Consider the following 20,675-nt stretch of genomic DNA (forward strand, 5'->3'; position numbering starts at 1 on the left):
TCCGGGTCGGCGCCGAGCAGGCGGGCCGCGCGCTCGACCAGGGCCGGGTCGTTGGCCGGCAGCACGGTGAGGTGGTCGGCGGTGCGGTAGTCGACGCCCTCGGGCAGGGCGAGGCGGACCAGGCGCTTGGCCCGCGGGTGGTCCGGGTCGGTCAGGCCGTCGACGGCGGTGACGGTCAGCTCGGCCATGTCGTGCCGGGCGGCCAGGGCGGCCAGCGGGCCGCCGGTCACCTCGGTCACCGTGAACGCGGCCGGCTCCGGGCGCGGTGCGGCGGGGGCGTCGGCGTCCCCGTGGTGCTCCAGCAGGACGGTGCCGCAGTGCCTGGGTGAACTGCCGTACGGTGCCGGAGAGGTCGCCGGAGGCGTCGGCTTCGGCGCGGGGGAGCAGCCGGGTGCCGCCGAGGGTGGCGAGCCGGTCGTCGATCAGGGCGGGGACGCGCTGGTAGGTGGCGGCGTAGGTGCGGTCGCCGATGCCGAGCACCGCTCGCCGCAGCGGTGCAGCGCCGCAGTGAACGGCGTGCCGGAGGCGATGCGCGCGGAGTCGGAGCACCGGACGCGGCTCGGTGGCCTGAACCGAACCGTCAGCGGGGGCGGCCTGCGGGTGGAGCCGTACTCGACGGTTCAGGGCAGTCGTCGGAGGCCGACCTTCACTCGGCGAAGCGGGCGTGACTGCCCCGGGCGCGGAGGGTCTTCGGGTGGTCGGTGCCCAGGACCCGGGCGTGGTCGGCGACCACCGTCTCAAGCAGCCGGGCGGCCTCGGCCGGATCGCCGGCCTTCCCGAGGTAGCAGGCGTGGTCCTCGCGGGCGTTGAGGGTGTTGGGGTGGTCGGCGCCCTGCACCCGGACACGGTCGGCGACCACGGCATCGAGCAGCCGGGCGGCCTCGGCCGGATCGCCGCCGTCCCCCAGGTAGCAGGCCCGGTTGTGGCGGGCGTTGAGGGTGTCGGGGTGGTCGGCGCCCAGCAGCCGGGTGCTGTCCTCGACCAGCGCATCGAGCAACCGGACTGCCTCCGCCGGATCGCCGCCCTCCCCCAGGTTGCGGGCGTGGTTGTGGCGGGCGTGGAGGGTGCTGGGGTGGTCGGCGCCCAGCAGCCGGGTACGGTCCCTGGCCAGCTCGCCGAACAGCCGGGCCGCCTCCGCCCGTTCGCCGGCCTCTCCCAGGCAGTGGGCGTGGCTGTGGCGGACGTTGAGGGTGTCGGGGTGGTCGGCTCCCTGCACCCGGACACGGTCGGCGATCACGGCCTCCAGTAGCCGGCGTGCCTCCGTCCGCTCGCCGGCCTCCCCTACGGCGTCGGCGTGGTTGTGGCGGGCATGGAGGGTGTCGGGGTGGTCGGCGCCCTGGAGCCGGGTGCGGTCCTCGGTCAGCTCGGCGAACAGCCGGGCTGCCTCCGTCGGGTCGCCGGCCTCTCCTACGAAGTAGGCGTGGTTGTGGCGGGCGTGCAGGGTGCTGAGGTGGTCGGCGCCCAGCAACCGGGTGTCGTCCGTGACCACCGCATCGAGTAGCCGGGCGGCCTCTGCCGGGTCGCCGGCCTCTCCTACGAAGTAGGCGTGGCTGTGGCGGACGTTGAGGGTGTCGGGATGGTCCGAGCCCGGTACCCGGACACGGCCCGCGACCACGGTATCGAGCAGCCGGGCTGCCTCCGCCCGCTCCCCGGCCTCCCCCAGGAACTGGGCGTGGGCGATACGGGCGTGGAGGGTGTCGGGGTGGTCGGCGCCCTGGAGCCGGGTGCGGTCCTCGGTCAGCTCGGCGAACAGCCGGGCTGCCTCCGCGAACCCTCCATCATTCCCCAGGTTGCGGGCGTGGTGGTGGCGGGTGTCGAGGGTGTCGGGGTGGTCGGCGCCCTGGAGCCGGGCACGGTCCTCGGCCAGCTCGCCGAACAGCCGGGCTGCCTCCGCCCACCTTCCACCATCCCCCAGGAACTGGGCGTGGCTGCCCCGGGCACCGAGGGTGTCGAGGTGGTCGGCGCCCTGGACTCGGGCACGGTCCCTGGCCAGCTCGGCGAACAACCGGGCTGCCTGCGCCCACTTCCCGGTCTCCCCCAGGTTGTGGGCGTGATTGTGGCGGGTGTCGAGGGTGTCGGGGTGGTCGGCGCCCTGGAGCCGGGCGCGGTCCCTGGCCAGCTCGGCGAACAACCGGGCTGCCTCCGCCCGGTCCCCACCTGCTCCCAGGTTGTGGGCGTGGTTGCCCCGGGTGCGGAGGGTGTCGGGGTGGTCGGCGCCCTGGAGCCGGGCGCGGTCCCTGGCCAGCTCGGCGAACAACCGGGCTGCCTCCGCCCGGTCCCCACCCTTCCCCAGGAAGTAGGCGTGGCTGCCCCGGGTGCGGAGGGTGTCGAGGTGGTCGGCGCCCTGGAGCCGGGCGCGGTCCTCGGCCAGCGCACCGAAAACCTGGGCTGCCTGCGCCCACCGCCCGCTCTCCCCGAGGAAGTAGCCGTGGTTGTGGCGGGCGTCGAGGGTGTCGGGGTGGTCGGCGCCCTGGAGCCGGGCACGGTCCTTGGCCAGCTCGCCGAACTGGTGGGCCGCCGCCGCCCAGTGCCCGCTCTTCCCCGTGCTGTGGGCGTGGCTGGTGCGGGTGGCGAGGAACTGGGGGCTCGGGGTCGTCCGGGAACGGGGTTTGAGGACCCTGGCGAACAGTTGAGTGGCGCCTTGCCACCGCCGGCCGGCAGGTTCGGTGGCGGGGACTGTGCCGGTCGGGGACGTGTCCTGGTTGTCCGGGACGCCTCCTCCAGGGCCGGGGACGTCGTCCGGGCCGTCATGGGGGGCCTGCCGCCGGGTGGTGTCCTGCAGTTCGTTCGTGATGCGCTGGAGGGTCTGCTCGTCGGTGTCGTTGACCTTGCTCGCGCGGTCGAGGGCTTGGTCGATGTCGTCGGCGTCGGGGTCCGTGGAGGTGCTGCCGCCCGGCGTGGCGTGTGTGCCGTCGCCGGAGGCCGCCGGTTCGCGGTCGGGGTCCCCGGAGCGGAGCCGGTCCAGTTCGTCGGTGAGCTCGTCGACCTGCCGCTGGAACAGGGCGGCGAGGTGCTCGGCCTGGCGTTGCCTGTCCCGGGCACGTCCGAGTTCTTCCTTCGCCCGGCGCTCCTGGTCCAGGGCGCGGGCGAGCCGCTGCTCGGTGTCTTCGAGGACCTGCCGCTCCACGGCGTGGCCAAGGAGCCGGTCCCGCTCGGCGGTCAGGCCCTGGACCCGGTCCACCAGGGTGCTGATCATGGCCAGCAGCACCATGACCAGCTGGGTGGAGTGCATCGCCGTCTCCCGCAGTTCGGCCTGCCGCTCCAGGGCACGGGTCAGCCGTTCGTACGTCTGTACCTGCTGCGCACGCACGCGCTCCAACTCGGCAGGGCGGTCCGGCCGGTCCTCCGGCCCCTTGCCGGGGTCCTTCGGCTCCTTGGCCGCGTTCAACAACCGGTCGGCTTCGGCCCGCAGGCGTTCACGACGCCGTGGCTCGGGGACCGTCACCTCCACCAGTACGAGCACGAAGTCCCGCTCGGGGAGCGGGTCGCCCGACAGGAAGTCCCCGATCCGCGACTTCGAGTAGGAGATCCGTTGCGCAACGGCGGTCATCGTCAACGGGCTCTCGTCGATCCGCTCCCTCAGGAAGAGCGCCAGCGCCCTGGCCTCCGGCGTCCGCGCCCGGATCGGCCCCCACGGCCTGCCCATGTCCAACTCCCGCCCCTGGAAGGGTTCCTGTCCCGGACGTCCCGGGCCGACCCGTCGTTGCCCGGACCTTACCTGCGGGAACGCCTTCACCGCTCGGGGACTGCCAAGGTCGACCGCACGCTGCTTCCAGGGCCGGTGCCCGCCGGACCCGCCCCCGGTCCGGAGAACCCCACCGAGACCCTCGGCAACCCGAGGGAGGTGTACTGCAGAGCGGTGCTGATCTGCTCACCGTATCGGTCCGATTGACGACTCATCCGATCAAGCGTTAAGTGTGTTTGACGCTTTGACACGTCGCTGGTCTACTGCCTCTCCATGACCTCCACCACGTTGCCACCTGCGCTGGACAGCGCCGTCGTCGTCGAGTCGATCGCCGGCCTGGTCTGCGAGAACTACGTCTTCCCCGATGTCGCCCGGCAACTGGCGGCCCTGCTGCGGCGCCGGAGCGCCGACGGCTCCTACCGGGCCCGATCCGCCGAGGAGTTGGCCGAAGCGGTCACCGCGGACCTGCGATCCGTCAACGGCGACTTGCACCTGGCCCTGAAGTACCACGACGTGCCCGTGCCGCCGGAACGGGGTGCGGCGGTACTCGCCGCGATGCGGAGGGACTTCGACACCTCCCTGGGCGGCGTTCCGCGCGTGGAGCTCCTCGACGGCGGTGTCGCGGTCCTGGAGATCGCACCCAAGATGTTCCCGCTGGACTGGGCGGCACAGCCGCTGGCCGCGGCACTCTCGCTGGTGGCCCCCGCCCGCGCCCTCATCCTGGACCTGCGCCGCAACACCGGTGGCGACCCGGACACGGTCGCCTTCGTCTGCGGCTACCTGCTCGACCGCCGCACACACCTCAACACCATGCTCTCCCGGCAGGGAGAGGTGGCCGAGCAGTCCTGGACGCCCCCGTTCGTGCCCGGTGCCCGCTTCGGCGGCAGCAAGCCGCTCTACGTGCTGACCAGCGGAAACACCTTCTCCGCGGGCGAGGAACTCGCCTACGACCTGCAGCAGCTCGGGCGGGCCGAGGTCGTCGGGGAGGCCACCCGGGGCGGCGCACACCCGCGCGAGGGCTGGACGGTGCACCCGCACCTGGAGGTCAGCGTGCCGGTCGCCCGCGGGGTCAACCCCGTCTCGGGCACCAACTGGGAGGGCACCGGCGTCCGGCCCGATGTGCCGTGCGGCGCCGAGGAGGCGCTGGAGCGCGCGCTGGCCCTGGCCGTGGCGCGCATGACGTAGAACCGGTGCCGACCCGGCCGACCCCGCCGCGCCGGACGCGCAGCCATGCCGGTGGCGGTGGCTCCTCGGGGCTCCGGCGGGTCCAGCAGCGACGCGGCGAAGCGTTCGGGCGGCTGCTGTGTGTGCTCCCCGTTCGCCGGGCGAGGTGCCGGATGGCGCCGCAGGCCATAGCGTGTAGGCGAATCGACCAGCGAGTCGAACGAACCCGTGACCATCCCCGTCGGGAGGTTCACATGCTCGTACTCACGCTGCTCATGCCCCCCGCTCTCCTGGGTGCCGTGCTGCTCCTCGGCCGCTTCGAGGAGCGCCTCGCCGAGAGCCTCACCGCGCCGCCGCCGATGTCGGACGGACAAGCACCGTTGTCGGCCGTGCCGGCGGTGGTGCTTGCCTCCGCCGATCGCGGTGGGTCCGGCGTCGGACATCCCGGGTGCGGGTCGCTCGGATAGCGGGACGGAGGCACGGCAGGGGCACGTTCGCCACTGGTGCCGGGCATTCCTGCTGTGCTGCAAGCGGCTCTGCGCGGGCTGGACCGGGCCGATCGAGCACGCACCCGCTACCGGCCGGCGCATCCCGGCAACTCCTCGTCACTGCACCTGCGGTCCCCGGATGTCCCGGGCCGGGGGCTTCGGCGCTGCGCCGTTCGAGTGAACGAGGGGCGGGGGTGGGTCGCAACCGTCCAGAGGGAACCCGGGCCGGCGGCGCGCTGCGGGGCAGGTTCGGGTGGAATCGGCTCTCCCGGCTGCGGACGGGGCCGTAGGGAGGCTGGTCAGGTACCTGCCGCGTGGGCGTAGCGTGCGGCGAGTTCGGCGAACGCACTGGTCAGTTGTGGTGGGCCGATGACGTGGATGTCGGCGTCGAAGCGGCCGATGGCTGCGGCCAGGCCGGTCCACGACCAGGAGCCGAGGGTGAGGCGGCAGCGGTCGGGGCCGAGTGCTTCGACGATGGCGTCCGGCGCGAAGGGGGTGACGGCCTGGGCGGGGCGGTGGAGGATGACCTCGCCCTGGCAGGGCCATCCGGCGGTGGAGCCGTCGGTGCCGCGGAACCGGCCGGAGAGGAACGCGGCCGGGCCGTCGCCGGGGAGTTCGCGTGGGGTGAAGTGCGGGCCGGTGGGGGTGCGGGGGCGCATGCGGTCGGCGCGGAAGGTGCGCCAGTCGTCGCGGTCGAGGTCCCAGGCGATCAGGTACCAGCGGCCGTGCCAGGTGAGGAGGTGGTGCGGCTGGGCGCGGCGGGGTGGCCCGTCGGGGCCGGTGGTGTCGTGGCCGTAGGCGAAGCGCAGTTCCTCACGGGCGTGGATGGCGCGGCTCAACTCCGCGAGGAGTTCGGTGCCGGCCGGGGACGTGGTGCCGACCGGGGACGTGGTGCCGGTCGTGGGCGGCCGGGCGGCGGTGACCCGGAGCATGTCGATGCGGTGGCGCAGCCGGGCGGGCATGACCTGGCGGATGGTGGCCAGGGCTCGTGCGGCGTCTTCGCCGATCGTGGTGTCGGCGGCCGCGGTCTGCAGGGCGAGGGCCAGGGCGACGGCTTGGCCGTCGTCGAACAGCAGTGGGGGCAGCTGCGAGCCGGCGTTCAGGCGGTAGCCGCCGGCGGGCCCCATGAAGGCGACGATCGGGTATCCCAGTTCCCGTAGGCGGTCGACGTCGCGGCGCACCGTGCGCGGGGTGACGTCGAGCCGCTCGGCGAGGTCGGCGCCGGACCAGTCGCGACGCGTCTGGAGCAGCGAGAGCAGGGTGAGCAGCCGGGAGGACGTCTTCTGCATGCTCGCATTCTGTCCGTGGTGCAGGACACATCCTGTCCGCCACCCGTGGAACGGTGGGTCTCAAGAACGCCGGAGAGGCCCACGCTCCCCGGCCACGAGGGCGCCGCGCGCCCGGCCCCGCCACTGCGGTGGCGTGTCTCCCCGAACCACGAGCAAGGAGTAGGCCATGTCTGTCACGACCACCACCCACCTGAACTTCCGGGGCCAGGCGCGGGAGGCGCTGGACCACTACCGGTCCGTCTTCGGCGGGCGCGTCACCGCCATCACGTACGAGGACATGGGCAACGTGCGGAACGAGAACGAGGCGGAGTGGGTGGTGTGGGGCGAGGTGGTGGGCGACAACGGCTTCCACGTCATGGCCTACGACGTGCCCTCCCGACTGCCCTGGGACCAGGGCAGCAACCCGTTCTTCGTCTCCGTGCGCGGTGACGACACCGGCGAGATCAGTGCCCTCTGGCAGAAGCTCGCCGAGGGCTCGACCGTGGTGCAGCCGCTGGAACCGTCGCCGTGGGCACCGCTGTACGGCATGCTCGCCGACCGTTTCGGCGTGACCTGGGTCCTGGACGTGGCGGCACCGTACAACGGCTGATCAACGTCCGAGCACGAACACACGACCTGCCGGGGCCGCCGCACGGCGGCCCCGGCCGCAGTGAACCGAAAGGGCAGGGCGCCATGAGAGTGCGACCACCGGACACACCGGCATCGACGCCGCCGCCTCCCCGGTACGTGATGGGCCGGCCCGCGCGATTGGCTGTCCCGGCCTGCCGTCGCTGCGGTCGGCCGACGAGCGCGCAGGGAGCCGGACGGTCATGACCACGCTCAGCACCCGTGCTCTCAACCGTGCCACCCTGGCCCGTCAGTACCTAATCGCACGCACCGCCACACCGGTCCGGGAAGCAGTGGCACACCTGTGCGGCCTGCAGGCCCAAGCACCGCAGGAACCCTTCACCGGCCTGTGGTCGCGGCTGCACGCGTTCACACCCGACCGACTCGACCGGGTGCTGACGGACCGGCACGTCGTGCGCACGCACCTGATGCGGCGAACCGTCCACCTGGTCACCGGCGACGACGCACTCGCCTGGCGGGCCCGCCACGACACCATGCTGCGTCAGCGGGTGACGGCCACCTACCGACGCGAACTCGCCGCCGTCGACCCCGACGACGTCGCCGCGGCCGGCCGAGCGGTCATGGCCGACGGGCAGCCCCGCACCATGACCGAACTCGTCCGAGCGCTCCAGGACCGCTGGCCGGGCCCGCCCCGTCGCGTCCTGGGCGAACTCCTCGTCGCCGCCCTCGTCCCGATGGCCCAGCTTCCCCCGCGCGGCCTGTGGCAGACGACGGCCGGCGTGCGGAACCTGCCCCTGGCCACCTGGCTCGGACGAGACCTCGACCCGCTGCCCGACGACGCCGACGACCCGGTCGGACAGCATCTGGTACGCCGCTACCTCGCCGCCTTCGGGCCGGCCGCCACGGCGGACATCCGAGCCTGGAGCGGTCTGGCCGGTCTCCCCGCCGCGGTCAGGGCCATCCGGGACGAGCTGGTCGCCTTCCGCGACGATCGCGGCCGGGAACTCCTCGACCTGCCCGAGGCACCACGCCCGTGCCCGGACACACCCGCTCCCGTTCGGTTCCTCCCGGCCTTCGACAACGCGATCCTCGGCTACCGCGACCGCAGCCGCATCATCGACGACGCCCACCTCGGCCTGTCCGTCGCGGGCCTGCGCGCCGTGCTCGTCGACGGACGCGTCGCCGCCACCTGGACCACGCAGGACCGGCACCTGCACATCACGCCACTGCGGCCACTGGCCCCACAGGAACAGGAAGCCGTCGGAGCGGAGGCGCATGCCCTGGCCGCCTTCCTGGACCAGGGCATCGACCAGGTGCGGATCACAGCCGCCGCGGCCCCGGCCGACCCGCATCGGCGACGGTGAAAGGCCGAACGCTCCGATCAGGTGGCACGGACGGGGCCGGACACCCCGAGGTCGCCCGGTCGCGCCGTACCGGCCGGACCCGGGGCCGGTACGGCGCGCACCTGCTGTCCGTGGCCGCCGCCCCGGCGGACTGCGACCGGGAGCAATCGCCACCCGGACGGGGCCGCGACGAGGCATCCGTGCCCTGGACGGGTTGCATCCCGCGGGCCCCGTCGGCAAGTGATCGTTCAGCCGATCCGTGGGCGGCCCGGTGGGGCGCCCCGTCGGGAGGTGACCGGTGCGCACGTGGGCGGCGGGTCCGTCGAACCGGTGGGCTGTTTCCCTCGATGCCATCGAATCAGGTGGTCCAGACCATTGTTGGCATCGGGTTGCCGTGCCCAACTCCGATGCTGGATCGCTGACATGACGATCAGTCCGATATCGGCGGGGTCCGGCGATCAGTTGTTTCCTGCCAAATTGGTCTCGACCATTGCCTCGAATCCGGGATTCCGGAAGGCTCGCAGCCGCAACGCCGGGTAGCGGACTCCGGCGTTCTCGTCAGAGGGAGGAAGACACCGACATGGCACTGCGCACAGCGGTTTCCACGATGGCCCTGGCCGGACTGCTCACCGTCGCGGGTGGCGTGATGGCCGCCCCCGCCGCCCAGGCATCCACCACGAGGACCACCGGATACACCTACATCGGCATGTACCCGAGCGGCGCCGCCTGCGACGCCGCCGGCCGCGCCTACGTGACCCGCGGGGAGGCCGTCACCTACTTCTGCGACGTCGCCCCCAACACGGCCCGCCTCTCCGTCCTGTTCTACTAGGCCCTGTCCGGAACTCCGGCTGCGCTTCGCCGTTCCTGCTGGTCAACGGCTCGGGAGCGGGGGAGTGCGGCGACGGGAGGCGGTGTGGGACGGTCTCTGCCGGACCGTCCCACCATCCTGTGCCGCGCAGCGTGCCGTGCCAGCGGCGGGCGCGTGCCCGGTACCGGCGGCGCCACCGCGCCCGGGCCGCGGACGAGTGATCAACCGCACCTGCCCGTTCGGAGCCGGATGATCAACCACGAGCTCACTCCGTCCTGAACCCGGGGCACGAGCACGAACGCTCGTTCCAGGTACCGATCCAGTTGCCGCCGCCGTCGTAGCGGTCCGGGCCGTCGTACTCGGTCTCGCTGCAACTGCCGCGGGAGCCATGGCTGTACGCGCTGTGCCCGCACGCGACACAGCCCGGCGGGCCCGGCCGCTCCGGCGGGAACGGGGTGCCGGACCGCCACACGGCCACGATTGCGGCTACGCAGAGGACCAGGACCACGATCCCGACCGTGCCGATGACGCTGACCGTGCTCATCCGGGGCCCCCTCGCGCTGCTGTGTGGTCCACGCGTGGGCGGGGCGTCATGGTTCCGTGGGGTGCTGCGGTTTCGCCGCCGCACTGGATCGCGTCCGGAGTCGCGGCCGAAAGCCGGACCGGCCCGGACCGGCCCGGACCGGCCCGCCCGGTGGGGACGAGTGTGCTCCGCCGGACCGCCTGCCCGAGGTCTGCCACCGCTACGGCGAGGGCCCCGGGTGCGGCGCCGTCCGGAACGAAGGCCGGCACCGTCTCGTTCACCGCCGCCGCCACCGTGGCTGACCGGCGGCGGTGGCAGGATGGCGGGATGGTGACGAATCAGCCGTGGGCGGGGCTGCACGACGATCTGCCGGCAGCGAAGGCATTGGTGTACGACCCGAGCGGTTTCGTCTGCTCGCATCCGGTGGCCGAACCGGAGAGCGCCGAGTACGCGGCTTGCGGATTCACGATCGACGGCCGCTCGGTCCGGTTCCGCGTGGCCAAGACCACCCCGACGAAGGTGGGCCAGTTCGTGACCGTGTGGCAGCGGTCGGATGAGGGCCCGATCCGGCCCTTCGACGTTGCCGACGCGGTGGACCTCTTCGTCATCAGCTGCCGCGACGACAACGGGTTCGGGCAGTTCGCCTTCCCGCGCGAGGTCCTGTGCGAGCGCGACATCGTCTCCCGCGGCGGCTCCGGCGGGAAACGAGGGTTCCGCGTCTACCCGCCGTGGGTGACCACGACCAACCGGCAGGCCCGCGGCACGCAGGCATGGCAGTCGAACCACTTCCTCCACATCGGCGGGGACGGGCCCGTCGACCTGACACGCGCCCGCGCCCTCTACCACCCGTAGGCGCTCCTCCGGTCCTGGGCGGCGTCCTGGCGCTCACGAGCGGAGCCGGCTGACCGGCCCGTGCTCACCGTGCTCCTCCTCGCCGACGGCCGGACACGATCGGCCCGGACGCCGTGAGGTGCCGGGGGCGGGGCCGGCGCAGCCGGTCAGCGGCGGCCGCTCAGCGGTTCACCGCCCGCATCCCGTCCTCGTCGTAGCGCTCGCCCGCCGCTCCGGGCACCTCGGCCTCGATGCGGGCCAGGTCCTCGTCGGTCAGCTCGACGTCGACCGCGGCCGCGTTCTGCTCCAGGTAGGTGCGGCGCTTGGTGCCCGGGATCGGGACGAGGTCCTCGCCGCGGGCCAGTACCCAGGCGATCGCCAGCTGGGCCGGGGTGATGTCCTTCTCCGCGGCGATCTGCTTCACCTTGTCGGCGAGCCGGAGGTTCGCCGCCAGATTGGCCTCGGTGAAGCGCGGGTTGCTGCGGCGGAAGTCGTCCCGGTCGAGCTCGTCGGGGGAGCTGAAGCGGCCCGCGAGGAAGCCACGGCCGAGCGGGGAGTACGGCACGAAGCCGATTCCGAGTTCCCGGCAGGTGGGGAGGACCTCCGCTTCCACGTCCCGCGTCCAGAGCGAGTACTCGGTCTGGACGGCGGTGACCGGGTGGACGGCGTGGGCGCGGCGGATGGTCTCCGCACTCGCTTCGCTCAGCCCGATGTGCCGCACCTTGCCCTCGGCGACCAGTTCGCCGAGGGCGCCGACGGTCTCCTCGATGGGCACGGCCGGGTCGACCCGGTGCTGGTAGTACAGGTCGATGCGGTCGGTGCGGAGCCGCGTGAGCGAGCCGTGGACGGAACTGCGGACGTGCTCGGCGGAGCCGTCCTGGCGGCCCACCGTCGACATGTCGCCGGGTACGGCGTCGTCCATCCGGTAGTTGAACTTGGTGGCGATCACGTACTCGTCGCGGTGTCCCCGGACGGCCTCGCCCACCAGGGACTCGTTGGTGAGCGGTCCGTAGACCTGTGCCGTGTCGAGGAAGGTGATGCCGAGGTCCAGGGCACGCCGGACGGTCGCGACGGCCTCGTCCTGGTCGGCCGTGCCGTAGAAGGCTGACATCCCCATGCAGCCGAGGCCGACGGCCGACACCTGGAGGTCCCGCAGACTGCGCTGTTGCATGTGATGTGCCAGCCCTTCGTCTCGTCCTTCCGGCGGCCCGGCGCCCGTTCGGCGCGTCCCCGGTCCGGGTGACCGGGCGGGCCGCGTGTCCTCGGAGAGGACCTTACGGTGCCGGTGTCGTCCGGTGGCGGACCGGCACGTCGGGTGCACACCGCTGGTCGGCCGTCGGCCGGACCCCCGGCCCGGCCTGCTCTCGAATGCTCTTGAATGGTGTTCAAAGTCCGGCCCGGTGGCCGTGCCGGACGACTGCGGAGCCGGGGCTGCGGCCGGGGCCGGGGCCGGGCGGGCCGGCTGTCACGGGGAGACGCGCTTGATCCGGCGCACGTTCTCCCGGCCGCAGGCCGTGCAGACGATCCACTCGCACAGCCGGCTGTTCCAGGCGAAGGCCTCGCCGGCCCGGTTGCAGTCCTCCCAGCCGCAGAAGACGAAGTCGGCGTCGTCGCCGGTCAGCTCGCGGAACGGGTGGAGGACGGGGCGGCCCCCGAGATCGGGACGTCCCAGGAACCCACAGCCCGGGCACCTCCACCACTCCTTGGCACGTTCTCGTTCCCCGGACTGCGTGGCCTCCCGCACCAGGTCCCGAGCGCACCGTGGGCAGGCCCCGGGGCCCGGCTCACCCGCCCCGCCCGGCCTCTCGACTCCCATGCCGTTCCCCCGGCCGATCCGTTCGTGGCGGCCAGCCTATGCCGTCGACCGCCCGGCCGCGGTCCCCAGCGGACGACGCAGCAGGTGGGGCGCGTTTCCCCGCGATGTAGTCCGTTCGGGTGACGGTCGGGTTCGGCCCGGCGGTCGGGCGGGCAGAGCCCTCGGCATGACGACTCCCACTCGGCCCCGCCGCCGCCGACGCTCCCGTGCATCGACCGCTCCCGTTCCCGTTGCCGCTCCCGCTCTTGCTCGCGTGCCCGTTGCTCCGGTCCGCGTCGCCCCGTTGCCGGCCCGTCCGGGCGGCGTGGGGTGCTGCCGGACCTGGTCCAGCGAGCACCGCACCCACGGCGGCGGGGTCGTCCGCAGGACCTGGCACGAGCCCGCCTGCCCGGCTGGGGCCCGACGCTGAGTGTCGGCGCGGTCGCCGGGGCCGCCGGTTCCGCAAGCGCACCGCCCGCCCGTCCGGCCCCCGCTACCACCTCGACCGGCGCGCCACCCGTGCGGCCATGGGCTGATCGCGGCGTTGCCGTGGGCCGCTTCGGCCGGTCCTCGGGAAGGCGGAACAGCGAGGGTACGGCCCCGCCGCGCCCCAGCAGGCGTGCCCTGGACGCCGGTGCAAGGCCCAGGGGATCACGACCGGGCTGACTTGCGGGCGGCTCGGCGGCGGGCCACGAAGACACCGATCAGCACGCCGACGAGGATCGTGACGGTCAGGACGACCCAGAGCGGCATGGTGACGTCGGCGACCCACAGGGTGATGGTCACCGAGGCGGTGTTGACCGCGATGAACCAGACGGCCAGGACCGCGATGACGGCCATGGCGATGGTGCGCAGCCGCACCTCGCGGCCCTTGACCGTGAGACGCGACTGTTCCTGGTGCGTGCGGGCGTTCTGCGACATGGGTCAAGTATCGGACGATTCACCCGATTCGTCCCCAGGGGCGCCGGTAGGGGCCCGCGCCCGGCGCCCGACCCGCACGCCGGCCCCGCGCGTTCGATCCTCGGTCCTCGTTCTCAGTTCTTGAGGATGTCGTCGAGCCAGTCGTAGATGCGGGCCTGGGACAGGCGCATGGCGCCGGGGTGGCAGTGGGCGCCGGCCCCCTCCTCGGTGGTGAAGGCCATCAGGGTCCTGGGGCAGGTGAGGTGGTCGTAGAGCTGTTCGGGCTGGCCCTGGAAGAACATGTCCTCCTCGGCGTCGCAGACGAGGGTGGGGCACTGGATCCGTTCGGCGATGCCGTCGGCGAGGCTGTAGTCGAGGTAGGAGGCGTTGAAGGCCCGGGGGGTGTCGACGCCCATGACGTACATGCCGTGGTTGATCGCCCAGCGTGCGATCGGGTCCTTGGCCATGATCTCGTCGAGGGCGGCGTCGAGTTCGGGAGCGGACTGCGCACGCAGGAGCCGCTCGGCCTCCTCACGGGGGCCGGGGATGTTGCGGACGGAGGTCTGGCCGAGGTCGTAGAGGCCGTCGACGGCCACCAGCGCGGCCAGGCGGTGTTCGAAGGCCGCGGCCCTGGGGGCGAGGATGCCGCCCATGCTGATGCCGAGGAGCGCGATGCGGTTGTTGTCGACGTCCGGGAGGGTCTCGGCGAAGTCCACGACGGGGGTGATGACGTTCTCCCAGTCGGGGCGGAAGACCAGGCCCTCGTGGTGGCGCGGCCCGGGCATGCCGGGACCGTCGAAGACCAGCACGGTGTAGCCGCGCTCGACGCCGGCCATCGCCCCGGAGAAGTGCAGTTCCTCGGCGGTGCCGTCGAAGCCGTTGTGCATGATCAGGGTCGGCCGCGGTGTCCCGGAGTCGTCGACGCGGTACAGGTAGCCCGGCAGGGTGGTGCCCTCGTACGGGATCTCGACGGGCTCGATGACCGGGGTGAACAGGGCGGCCGCCGCCCGGAAGCAGGCCACGCTGCGGTCGTAGGCGTGGTCGTGGCGGGGGTCGCAGGGGTGGCCGTGCAGGAAGAACTCGGCCGACCGGTAGTAGTTCGACGCCCGCAGGAACCCGTCCCGGGCGCTCACCGGGTGACCGGCCGCCAGTGCCTTCTCGGCCTCCCCGGACACCCGGTCGGCGGTGGCCATCCACTCGGTGTACCAGCTGGAGTAGTCGCCCTCGGTGATCCGCTCACCGGTCGAGACGACCTCGCCGAAGTCCGCGCCGCCGTAGGCGATGTGGCTCAACGACCGCAGGGTCTCGTACCAGAACTGGATGTTGTTCGGGAACAGCAGCTGCTTCATCGCGCACTCTCCTTCGTCTGCAAGCACAGATTTGTGCTTGCGACTGGAACTGTAGACCCCTCCTGCCGTGGAAGCAAATATTTGTGCTTACGATGAGGGCATGCCTCAGAAACCAGCGTCCGAACGAGTCCGCAGGAGCCCCGAGCAGGTCCGCGCGGCCGTCCACCAGGCGGTCGTCGACCTGCTCTCCGACCCGCAGGGCGAGGACCTCAACATCCCGGCGATCGCGCAACGCGCCGGCGTCAGCCACACCAGCGTCTACCGGCGCTGGGGCAGCCTCGACGCACTCCTGGCCGACACGGTCACCACCCGCCTCGAACGCAACTCACCGCTGAACGACACCGGCACCCTGCGCGGTGACCTCCTCGCCTGGGCCCGGGCCAGCGTCGAGAGCATCCGCACGTCCGAAGGGCGCGCCCTCGTGCGCGCCGTCGTCCTGTCCATGCCGACCAGCGCCCACGCCCCCACCGAACGTGCACAGCACTTCCAGCGCCGCATGCACTCCATCGAGCAGATCCGCCGACGTGCCGCGGCCCGGGGCGAGGACCCGCCACCGCTGGAGCAGATCCTCGACCAGCTCGTCGCACCGTTCTACATCCGGGTGATCTTCGGCCTCGACCTGCCGGCCGACGGCTACCCCGAACTCCTCGTCGACAGACTGCTCGGCAGCGGAAGCGGGCCCGGCCCGAGCGGCGCGTCCACGGCGGACCAGCCATAGAACTCGTGGGAACGGCCGGGGGTCGGAAGCACGGTGGGGCCCCGCCTACCGGAACGTCACCGTGCCGTGTCAGCGCCGCCAGGCCGCCCTCGCCCCGGCCGGGCCCGAGCGGCCGGGGCGGGAAGCGCAAGGTGCTCCTCGGCACTACTCAGCCGGGTGTTGAGTACGCCTGCTCATGAGTCCGTGCCGACCGCTTCCTATCGTGACCCGCATGGACACGGACTCGACTCCCACCAACCCTCCGGCCCCGGGAAGCCCGCGGTGGGCCGGCGGCTGCGGCATCGCGGTGGCCGTCCTCACCGCCCTCGTCGTCCTGGGAAGCGTGGCCTTGGGCGAGTTCGAGAAGGGCCTGACCGGGTACGGGCACCTCGAAGGCACGTCCGGGAGCGATGCCGAACCCCTCCGCCCCGGCGCGACCGCCCGTTACGACGACGGCCTGACGATCACCGTCAGCGCACCACACCGGGAACCCGACAACACCTACGGCTTCACCGTCACCTACGACAACGGCACCGACGAAGAACTGCGCCCGGGCGGGACACCCCCGGACACCGGCGTCGGCGTGAGCGGCTTCGCCCCCATCGTGGTCCGCGGGGGGAAACCGCGCAGCCCCGACATCCCCGGCTGGGGCGTCACCGTGCTGGACCGGGCCGGCACCGAATCCGCCCTCACACCGCCCCTCGGCAAGGACCGGAAACGCACCGTGCCGGTGCGGATCAAGCCCGACAAGGAGGGGGGCTTCGTCACGGTGAAGGTCACCCCGCAATCCGCCGGGTACCGCGACGCTGCGTACTGGCAATTCACCCTGAACTGACAGACCTACGAAGGCCGCCGCCCGCCCCGGGCGACGGCCTTCCACGCTGCTCAGCCGTCCGGCCGGCTGCCCGGACGGGACGCTGACCGTGGCCTTCGCATCCTCATGCTGCTGCCGAGCGGATGCCGTGACCGGCGGTGTGACCTGGTAGTACCGTCGGTCACGGACCAGGGGCCACGGACCAGGGGCCACGGAACGTCGACGCGCCGACAGTCGAGGGCGCAGGAGGTGGACCCGCATCGGCGCTCCCGGTGCCGCCTCCGTCACCACCGACGACCAGCTGGGCATCTGATGGCCCGCTGTTCTCGGCTGTCGCCGCGATCCTCAAGGCCGTCCCGGAGATCACGAAGGTCATCGCCTGCGCGCCCGCCCCTGGCCGGGTCATCATGACATCGGCGTACGCCCCGGACGGTGCCGTCGTGCGGGGCGCGGGCCTCCGGGACCTGCGCGCCGGCTTCGACGATCGCCCGATCGCTGCACGGGCGCCGCAGAATCGGGAGCGCCGATCGAATCCAATCGTCCGGGTGACAGTCGTCCTCCCAGAGCGTGCCACGGCCTCTCGTGCGGCGGTGCGGGCTATGCCTGTCAGAACGGATTCGACCGGAGGAAGGGGCGGGCTGGGATGCCGCTGTCGAGGACGAAGGCCCGGGTCCGTGACCGGGCCGGGCGAGCCGTGGAAGCCACGGCAGTGGCGCTCGACCGGCGCCTGCCCCTGTTCGACGGCGCGAAGGGGGTGATCCGGAAGGTCTTCCCCGACCACTGGTCCTTCCTGCTGGGCGAACTCGCCCTCTACAGCTTCGTACTGCTGCTCCTGACCGGCGTGGTCCTCACCTTCTTCTTCGACCCCTCCATGGCGGAGGTGGTGTACCACGGCACCTACGCTCCGCTGGACGGCATCCGGGTGAGTCAGGCGTACTCCTCGACCCTCGCGATCAGCTTCGACGTCCGCGGCGGCCTGCTGATCCGCCAGATGCACCACTGGGGCGCCCTGCTCTTCACCTCCGCCATCGGCGCCCACCTGCTGAGGGTCTTCCTCACCGGGGCCTTCCGCCGTCCCCGCGAGGTGAACTGGCTGATCGGCCTGACCCTGTTCCAGGTCGCCCTCATCGAGGGCTTCGCCGGCTACTCGCTGCCGGACGACCTGCTCTCCGGCACCGGCCTGCGCACCGCGCAGGGGTTCGTGCTGTCCGTTCCCCTGGTCGGCAGCTACCTGGCCTACTTCCTGTGGGGCGGCGACTATCCGGGCCAGGACATCGTGCCGCGCCTCTACAGCACCCACATCCTGCTGCTGCCGGGACTGCTGCTCGCGCTGATCACCGCCCACCTGATCCTGGTCTTCCACCTGACCCACACCCAGTGGGCCGGGCCGGGGCGCACCAACCGGAACGTGGTCGGCAAGCCGCTGTTCGCGACGTTCACCGTCAAGACGGTCGCCCTGATGATGGCGGTCTTCGGCGTCCTGGCGCTCGCCGCCGCGATCGCCCAGATCAACCCGATCTGGCAGTACGGGCCGTACCGCCCGGACCAGGCGTCCACGGACGCGCAGCCCGACTGGTACATGGGGTTCATCGAGGGAGCGCTGCGGCTGATGCCAGGTGCCGAGACCAGCCTGTGGGGCCACACCGTCTCCTGGAACCCCCTCGTCCCGGCGGTGCTGTTCCCGCTGCTGTTCTTCGCCTGCCTCTACGCGTACCCGTTCCTGGAGCAGTGGGTGACTGGGGAGCGCGGTGAGCAGCACCTGTGCGACCGGCCTCGCAACCGGCCCACCCGGACCGCGCTCGGGGTCGCCGGGTCCGTGTTCTACGTGGTCCTCCTGGTGGCGGGCGGGCAGGATGTCGTGGCGCGGGTGCTGGACGTGTCCGTGGAGGGCCTGGACCGGGTCCTGCGGGCCCTGGTGTTCGTCGGCCCGGTCGCGGCGTTCTGGCTGACCAAGCGACTGGCCCTGGCCCTGCAGGCGCACGAGCGGGAACTGCTCACCGGGGGGATGGAGACCGGGTTCGTCCGACAGGGCATCGAGGGCGGGTTCCACGGCAGGCACCGGCCGTTGCCCCGCGGCCGCCGGTACGTGCTGGCCATGCGGAACATGCCCCGTCCGCTGCCCCCACCCGGGGCGGGTGCGACCCGGCGAGAACGGCTGCGGCAGCGGGTGAGCCGCTGGTTCTACCGGGACCGGGTCGAGCTGCCGACGCCCCAGGAGATCGCCGGGGCCGCACCGCAGGAGGACGCGACGCCCGGCCGGGCAGGCGCACCAGGCGACTGAGTTCCCCGTCTCAGTCCTCCCTGCCGGCGTACTGGAAGTACGCGCCGAAGACCCCGGCGGCCGTCACTCCGGCGCCGATCAGGACGATCCACAGGGCGTAGACCACCCCGAGGCCGAACAGGGCCAGCCCCGCCGCGGTGAGCGCCGGGTAGTAGCTGCGGGGTCCGAAGAACTCCAGCGGACCGGCGCCCGCGACGATCTCCTCGTCGGTGCGGTCCTGCGGGCGCTGACTACGGCGGGTGTACTGGACCCAGAAGAAGAACGCGACCAGCGTCGACATCAGGAAGGCGATCGCGAGGGCGGCCTTCCCCGCGGGCTCGCTCGCGAAGTAGCCGTAGACGACGGCGGCGGCACCGAAGAACGCGGCGATGCCGCCGAACAGGTAGGACTCGGCCTTCACCGGTTCTCCTCCATTGCGTCCAGGGCCTGCCGTGAGTGCTCGGGGTGGTGGAGGTCGAAGGCGGGCCCCTCGGAACGGATCCGCGGCAGCGCGTGGAAGTTGTGGCGCGGCGGCGGGCAGGAGGTGGCCCATTCGAGGGAGCGCCCGTAGCCCCAGGGGTCGTCCTCGGTGACGTTCGGCGCGTACCTGGCCGTGTGCCAGACGTTGTAGAGGAACGGCAGGGTGGACGCGCCGAGCAGGAACGCGCCGATCGAGGAGACGGTGTTGAGGGTGGTGAAGCCGTCCGACGCGAGGTAGTCGGCGTAGCGGCGGGGCATGCCCTGGGCGCCGAGCCAGTGCTGGACCAGGAAGGTGGCCTGGAACGCGGGCAGCAGCAGCCAGAAGTGGATCCTGCCGAGGCGCTCGTCCAGCATCTTCCCGGTGATCTTGGGCCACCAGAAGTAGAACCCCGCGAAGGTCGCGAACACGACCGTGCCGAACAGCACGTAGTGCAGGTGGGCGACCACGAAGTAGCTGTCGGTCACGTGGAAGTCGATCGGCGGCGCGGCCAGCAGCACCCCGGTCAGACCGCCGAGGAGGAAGGTCGCCAGGAACCCGAGGGAGAAGAGCATCGGTGTCTCGAAGGAGAGCGAGCCGTTCCACAGGGTGCCGACCCAGTTGAAGAACTTCACCCCGGTCGGTACTGCGATGAGGAAGGACGCGAGGGAGAAGAACGGCAGCAGCACCTGGCCGGTCGCGAACATGTGGTGCGCCCACACCACCGCCGAGAGCGCGGTGATGGCGATCGTCGCACCGATCAGGCCGTAGTAGCCGAAGACCGGCTTGCGGCTGAAGACCGGAAGGATCTCCGTCACGATGCCGAAGAACGGCAGCGCCACGATGTACACCTCGGGGTGCCCGAAGAACCAGAACAGGTGCTGCCAGAGCATCGCGCCGCCGTTGGCCGCGTCGAAGACGTGCGCCCCGAACTTGCGGTCCGCCTCCAGGCAGAGCAGCGCGGCGGTGAGCACCGGGAAGGCGAACAGCGCCAGGATCGAGGTGAAGAGGACGTTCCAGGTGAAGATCGGCATCCGGAACAGGGTCATGCCCGGAGCCCGCAGGCACGTGATGGTGGTGATGAAGTTGACGGCGCCCAGGATCGTGCTGACGCCCGCCACCGCCAGGCCCATGGTCCACAGGTCGGCTCCGGTGCCGGGGCTGTGGACGGGCCCGTTGAGCGGGGCGTAGGCGAACCAGCCGAACGCGGCGGCACCGTTGGTGGTCAGGTAGCCGCCGACGACCGTCAACCCGCCCAGCAGGTACACCCAGTAGGTGAAGGCGTTCAGCCGGGGGAAGGCGACGTCCGGCGACCCGATCTGCAGGGGCATCACCGCGTTGGCGAACCCAGCGAACGTCGGCGTCGCGAAGAGCAGCATCATGATCGTGCCGTGGATGGTGAACAGCTGGTTGTACTGCTGGTTGTCCATCAACTGCATCCCGGGCCTGGCGAGTTCCGCGCGCATCAGCATGGCGAGCAGGCCGGCGAACAGGAAGAAGCCGAACGCGGTGACGAGGTACAGGTTCCCGATCACCTTGTGGTCGGTGGTGGTCAGCCAGCGCAGCACCGCCCGGCCGGTTCTCAGCCTCGGGCCGGCGGTCCCGGCCGGAGGGGCGTCGATGGTGCCCGTCATACGGTGGCTCCTCAAGGGCTGGGGGTGGCCGGCGCGGTCAGTGGTCATGCAATCACCACACGTCACCCTCG

18 protein-coding genes and 1 pseudogene are annotated in these 20,675 nt (G+C 72.1%); 9 read left to right on the forward strand and 10 right to left on the reverse strand.

Features of this window, described 5'->3' with window-relative positions:
• Positions 1-2 precede the first annotated feature (2 nt).
• Together AB0D10_RS26060 and AB0D10_RS26065 are read right to left on the reverse strand one after the other, a co-directional pair.
• A pseudogene (locus AB0D10_RS26060) lies at positions 3-483 on the reverse strand (reductase); the annotation flags it as partial.
• A gap of 163 nt (positions 484-646) precedes the next feature.
• Positions 647-3,646, reverse strand: a complete 3,000-nt coding sequence (locus AB0D10_RS26065) for a tetratricopeptide repeat protein (RefSeq protein ID WP_360260691.1) — start codon at positions 3,644-3,646, stop codon at positions 647-649.
• Between the two features lie 312 nt (positions 3,647-3,958).
• Here AB0D10_RS26065 and AB0D10_RS26070 point away from each other — a divergent pair, with 312 nt between their 5' ends.
• Complete coding sequence (locus AB0D10_RS26070; RefSeq protein WP_360260694.1) at positions 3,959-4,870, forward strand: S41 family peptidase; 912 nt, start codon at positions 3,959-3,961, stop codon at positions 4,868-4,870.
• A gap of 233 nt (positions 4,871-5,103) precedes the next feature.
• Positions 5,104-5,316 carry a hypothetical protein gene (locus AB0D10_RS26075; RefSeq protein ID WP_360260697.1) on the forward strand — a complete coding sequence of 71 codons (213 nt, stop codon included), beginning with the start codon at positions 5,104-5,106 and terminating at the stop codon, positions 5,314-5,316.
• A gap of 320 nt (positions 5,317-5,636) precedes the next feature.
• On the opposite strand, the gene AB0D10_RS26080 is transcribed toward AB0D10_RS26075, so the two are convergent.
• Complete coding sequence (locus AB0D10_RS26080) at positions 5,637-6,626, reverse strand: WYL domain-containing protein (protein ID WP_360260700.1); 990 nt, start codon at positions 6,624-6,626, stop codon at positions 5,637-5,639.
• Between the two features lie 166 nt (positions 6,627-6,792).
• Between AB0D10_RS26080 and AB0D10_RS26085 the strand changes: the two genes are divergently transcribed.
• From AB0D10_RS26085 to AB0D10_RS26095, 3 genes are all read left to right on the forward strand, one after another.
• Complete coding sequence (locus AB0D10_RS26085; RefSeq protein ID WP_360260703.1) at positions 6,793-7,215, forward strand: VOC family protein; 423 nt, start codon at positions 6,793-6,795, stop codon at positions 7,213-7,215.
• Positions 7,216-7,435: 220 nt separating this feature from the next.
• Positions 7,436-8,557 carry a winged helix DNA-binding domain-containing protein gene (locus AB0D10_RS26090; RefSeq protein WP_360260706.1) on the forward strand — a complete coding sequence of 374 codons (1,122 nt, stop codon included), beginning with the start codon at positions 7,436-7,438 and terminating at the stop codon, positions 8,555-8,557.
• Positions 8,558-9,116: 559 nt separating this feature from the next.
• Positions 9,117-9,365, forward strand: a complete 249-nt coding sequence (locus tag AB0D10_RS26095; RefSeq protein WP_360260709.1) for a hypothetical protein — start codon at positions 9,117-9,119, stop codon at positions 9,363-9,365.
• Between the two features lie 244 nt (positions 9,366-9,609).
• On the opposite strand, the gene AB0D10_RS26100 is transcribed toward AB0D10_RS26095, so the two are convergent.
• Positions 9,610-9,888, reverse strand: a complete 279-nt coding sequence (locus AB0D10_RS26100) for a hypothetical protein (RefSeq protein ID WP_360260712.1) — start codon at positions 9,886-9,888, stop codon at positions 9,610-9,612.
• A gap of 306 nt (positions 9,889-10,194) precedes the next feature.
• Between AB0D10_RS26100 and AB0D10_RS26105 the strand changes: the two genes are divergently transcribed.
• Positions 10,195-10,719, forward strand: coding sequence for a MepB family protein (locus AB0D10_RS26105; RefSeq protein WP_360260715.1), 525 nt, complete (start codon positions 10,195-10,197; stop codon positions 10,717-10,719).
• A 160-nt stretch (positions 10,720-10,879) separates the two neighbouring features.
• On the opposite strand, the gene AB0D10_RS26110 is transcribed toward AB0D10_RS26105, so the two are convergent.
• The 4 genes from AB0D10_RS26110 to AB0D10_RS26125 all read right to left on the reverse strand — a co-directional run bounded on the left by AB0D10_RS26110 (position 10,880) and on the right by AB0D10_RS26125 (position 14,742).
• The gene (locus AB0D10_RS26110) at positions 10,880-11,869 is read right to left on the reverse strand and encodes an aldo/keto reductase (protein ID WP_360260718.1); all 990 of its coding nucleotides are present in this window, start codon (positions 11,867-11,869) and stop codon (positions 10,880-10,882) included.
• A gap of 294 nt (positions 11,870-12,163) precedes the next feature.
• On the reverse strand, positions 12,164-12,442 hold the full coding sequence (locus tag AB0D10_RS26115) for a hypothetical protein (RefSeq protein ID WP_360260721.1): 279 nt from the start codon (positions 12,440-12,442) through the stop codon (positions 12,164-12,166).
• Positions 12,443-13,144: 702 nt separating this feature from the next.
• The gene (locus AB0D10_RS26120) at positions 13,145-13,414 is read right to left on the reverse strand and encodes a LapA family protein (protein ID WP_360260724.1); all 270 of its coding nucleotides are present in this window, start codon (positions 13,412-13,414) and stop codon (positions 13,145-13,147) included.
• 113 nt (positions 13,415-13,527) lie between these two features.
• Positions 13,528-14,742, reverse strand: coding sequence for an alpha/beta fold hydrolase (locus tag AB0D10_RS26125; protein WP_360260727.1), 1,215 nt, complete (start codon positions 14,740-14,742; stop codon positions 13,528-13,530).
• 100 nt (positions 14,743-14,842) lie between these two features.
• Between AB0D10_RS26125 and AB0D10_RS26130 the strand changes: the two genes are divergently transcribed.
• The 3 genes from AB0D10_RS26130 to AB0D10_RS26140 all read left to right on the forward strand — a co-directional run bounded on the left by AB0D10_RS26130 (position 14,843) and on the right by AB0D10_RS26140 (position 18,534).
• Entirely contained in the window at positions 14,843-15,460 is a 618-nt protein-coding gene (locus AB0D10_RS26130; protein WP_360260730.1) for a TetR/AcrR family transcriptional regulator C-terminal ligand-binding domain-containing protein, read from the forward strand.
• Between the two features lie 211 nt (positions 15,461-15,671).
• Positions 15,672-16,274: a hypothetical protein gene (locus AB0D10_RS26135; RefSeq protein ID WP_360260733.1), complete on the forward strand. Its 603-nt coding sequence runs from the start codon at positions 15,672-15,674 to the stop codon at positions 16,272-16,274.
• A 622-nt stretch (positions 16,275-16,896) separates the two neighbouring features.
• Positions 16,897-18,534, forward strand: a complete 1,638-nt coding sequence (locus AB0D10_RS26140; protein ID WP_360260736.1) for a cytochrome b N-terminal domain-containing protein — start codon at positions 16,897-16,899, stop codon at positions 18,532-18,534.
• A 10-nt stretch (positions 18,535-18,544) separates the two neighbouring features.
• Here the strand turns inward: AB0D10_RS26140 and AB0D10_RS26145 are convergent, their stop codons facing one another.
• Positions 18,545-18,934 (reverse strand): cytochrome c oxidase subunit 4, encoded by a 390-nt coding sequence (locus AB0D10_RS26145; protein ID WP_360260739.1) that lies wholly within the window; start codon positions 18,932-18,934, stop codon positions 18,545-18,547.
• The gene (gene ctaD / locus AB0D10_RS26150) at positions 18,931-20,604 is read right to left on the reverse strand and encodes a cytochrome c oxidase subunit I (protein ID WP_360260742.1); all 1,674 of its coding nucleotides are present in this window, start codon (positions 20,602-20,604) and stop codon (positions 18,931-18,933) included. The genes AB0D10_RS26145 and ctaD overlap by 4 nt, the downstream gene beginning before the upstream one ends.
• Between the last annotated feature and the right edge of the window lie 71 nt (positions 20,605-20,675).

The organism is Kitasatospora sp. NPDC048545, from assembly GCF_040651155.1.
Classification (GTDB): domain Bacteria; phylum Actinomycetota; class Actinomycetes; order Streptomycetales; family Streptomycetaceae; genus Kitasatospora.

Excerpts from the sequence above, each read along its gene's own strand:
- AB0D10_RS26130 (WP_360260730.1), top strand. The coding sequence starts at position 14,843 with ATGCCTCAGAAACCAGCGTCCGAACGAGTCCGCAGGAGCCCCGAGCAG.
- AB0D10_RS26120 (WP_360260724.1), bottom strand. The coding sequence starts at position 13,414 with ATGTCGCAGAACGCCCGCACGCACCAGGAACAGTCGCGTCTCACGGTC.
- AB0D10_RS26095 (WP_360260709.1), top strand. The coding sequence starts at position 9,117 with ATGGCACTGCGCACAGCGGTTTCCACGATGGCCCTGGCCGGACTGCTC.
- AB0D10_RS26135 (WP_360260733.1), top strand. The coding sequence starts at position 15,672 with ATGGACACGGACTCGACTCCCACCAACCCTCCGGCCCCGGGAAGCCCG.
- AB0D10_RS26085 (WP_360260703.1), top strand. The coding sequence starts at position 6,793 with ATGTCTGTCACGACCACCACCCACCTGAACTTCCGGGGCCAGGCGCGG.
- AB0D10_RS26125 (WP_360260727.1), bottom strand. The coding sequence starts at position 14,742 with ATGAAGCAGCTGCTGTTCCCGAACAACATCCAGTTCTGGTACGAGACC.
- ctaD (WP_360260742.1), bottom strand. The coding sequence starts at position 20,604 with ATGACGGGCACCATCGACGCCCCTCCGGCCGGGACCGCCGGCCCGAGG.
- AB0D10_RS26065 (WP_360260691.1), bottom strand. The coding sequence starts at position 3,646 with ATGGGCAGGCCGTGGGGGCCGATCCGGGCGCGGACGCCGGAGGCCAGG.
- AB0D10_RS26080 (WP_360260700.1), bottom strand. The coding sequence starts at position 6,626 with ATGCAGAAGACGTCCTCCCGGCTGCTCACCCTGCTCTCGCTGCTCCAG.
- AB0D10_RS26090 (WP_360260706.1), top strand. The coding sequence starts at position 7,436 with ATGACCACGCTCAGCACCCGTGCTCTCAACCGTGCCACCCTGGCCCGT.
- AB0D10_RS26105 (WP_360260715.1), top strand. The coding sequence starts at position 10,195 with ATGGTGACGAATCAGCCGTGGGCGGGGCTGCACGACGATCTGCCGGCA.
- AB0D10_RS26075 (WP_360260697.1), top strand. The coding sequence starts at position 5,104 with ATGCTCGTACTCACGCTGCTCATGCCCCCCGCTCTCCTGGGTGCCGTG.
- AB0D10_RS26110 (WP_360260718.1), bottom strand. The coding sequence starts at position 11,869 with ATGCAACAGCGCAGTCTGCGGGACCTCCAGGTGTCGGCCGTCGGCCTC.
- AB0D10_RS26140 (WP_360260736.1), top strand. The coding sequence starts at position 16,897 with ATGCCGCTGTCGAGGACGAAGGCCCGGGTCCGTGACCGGGCCGGGCGA.
- AB0D10_RS26100 (WP_360260712.1), bottom strand. The coding sequence starts at position 9,888 with ATGAGCACGGTCAGCGTCATCGGCACGGTCGGGATCGTGGTCCTGGTC.
- AB0D10_RS26070 (WP_360260694.1), top strand. The coding sequence starts at position 3,959 with ATGACCTCCACCACGTTGCCACCTGCGCTGGACAGCGCCGTCGTCGTC.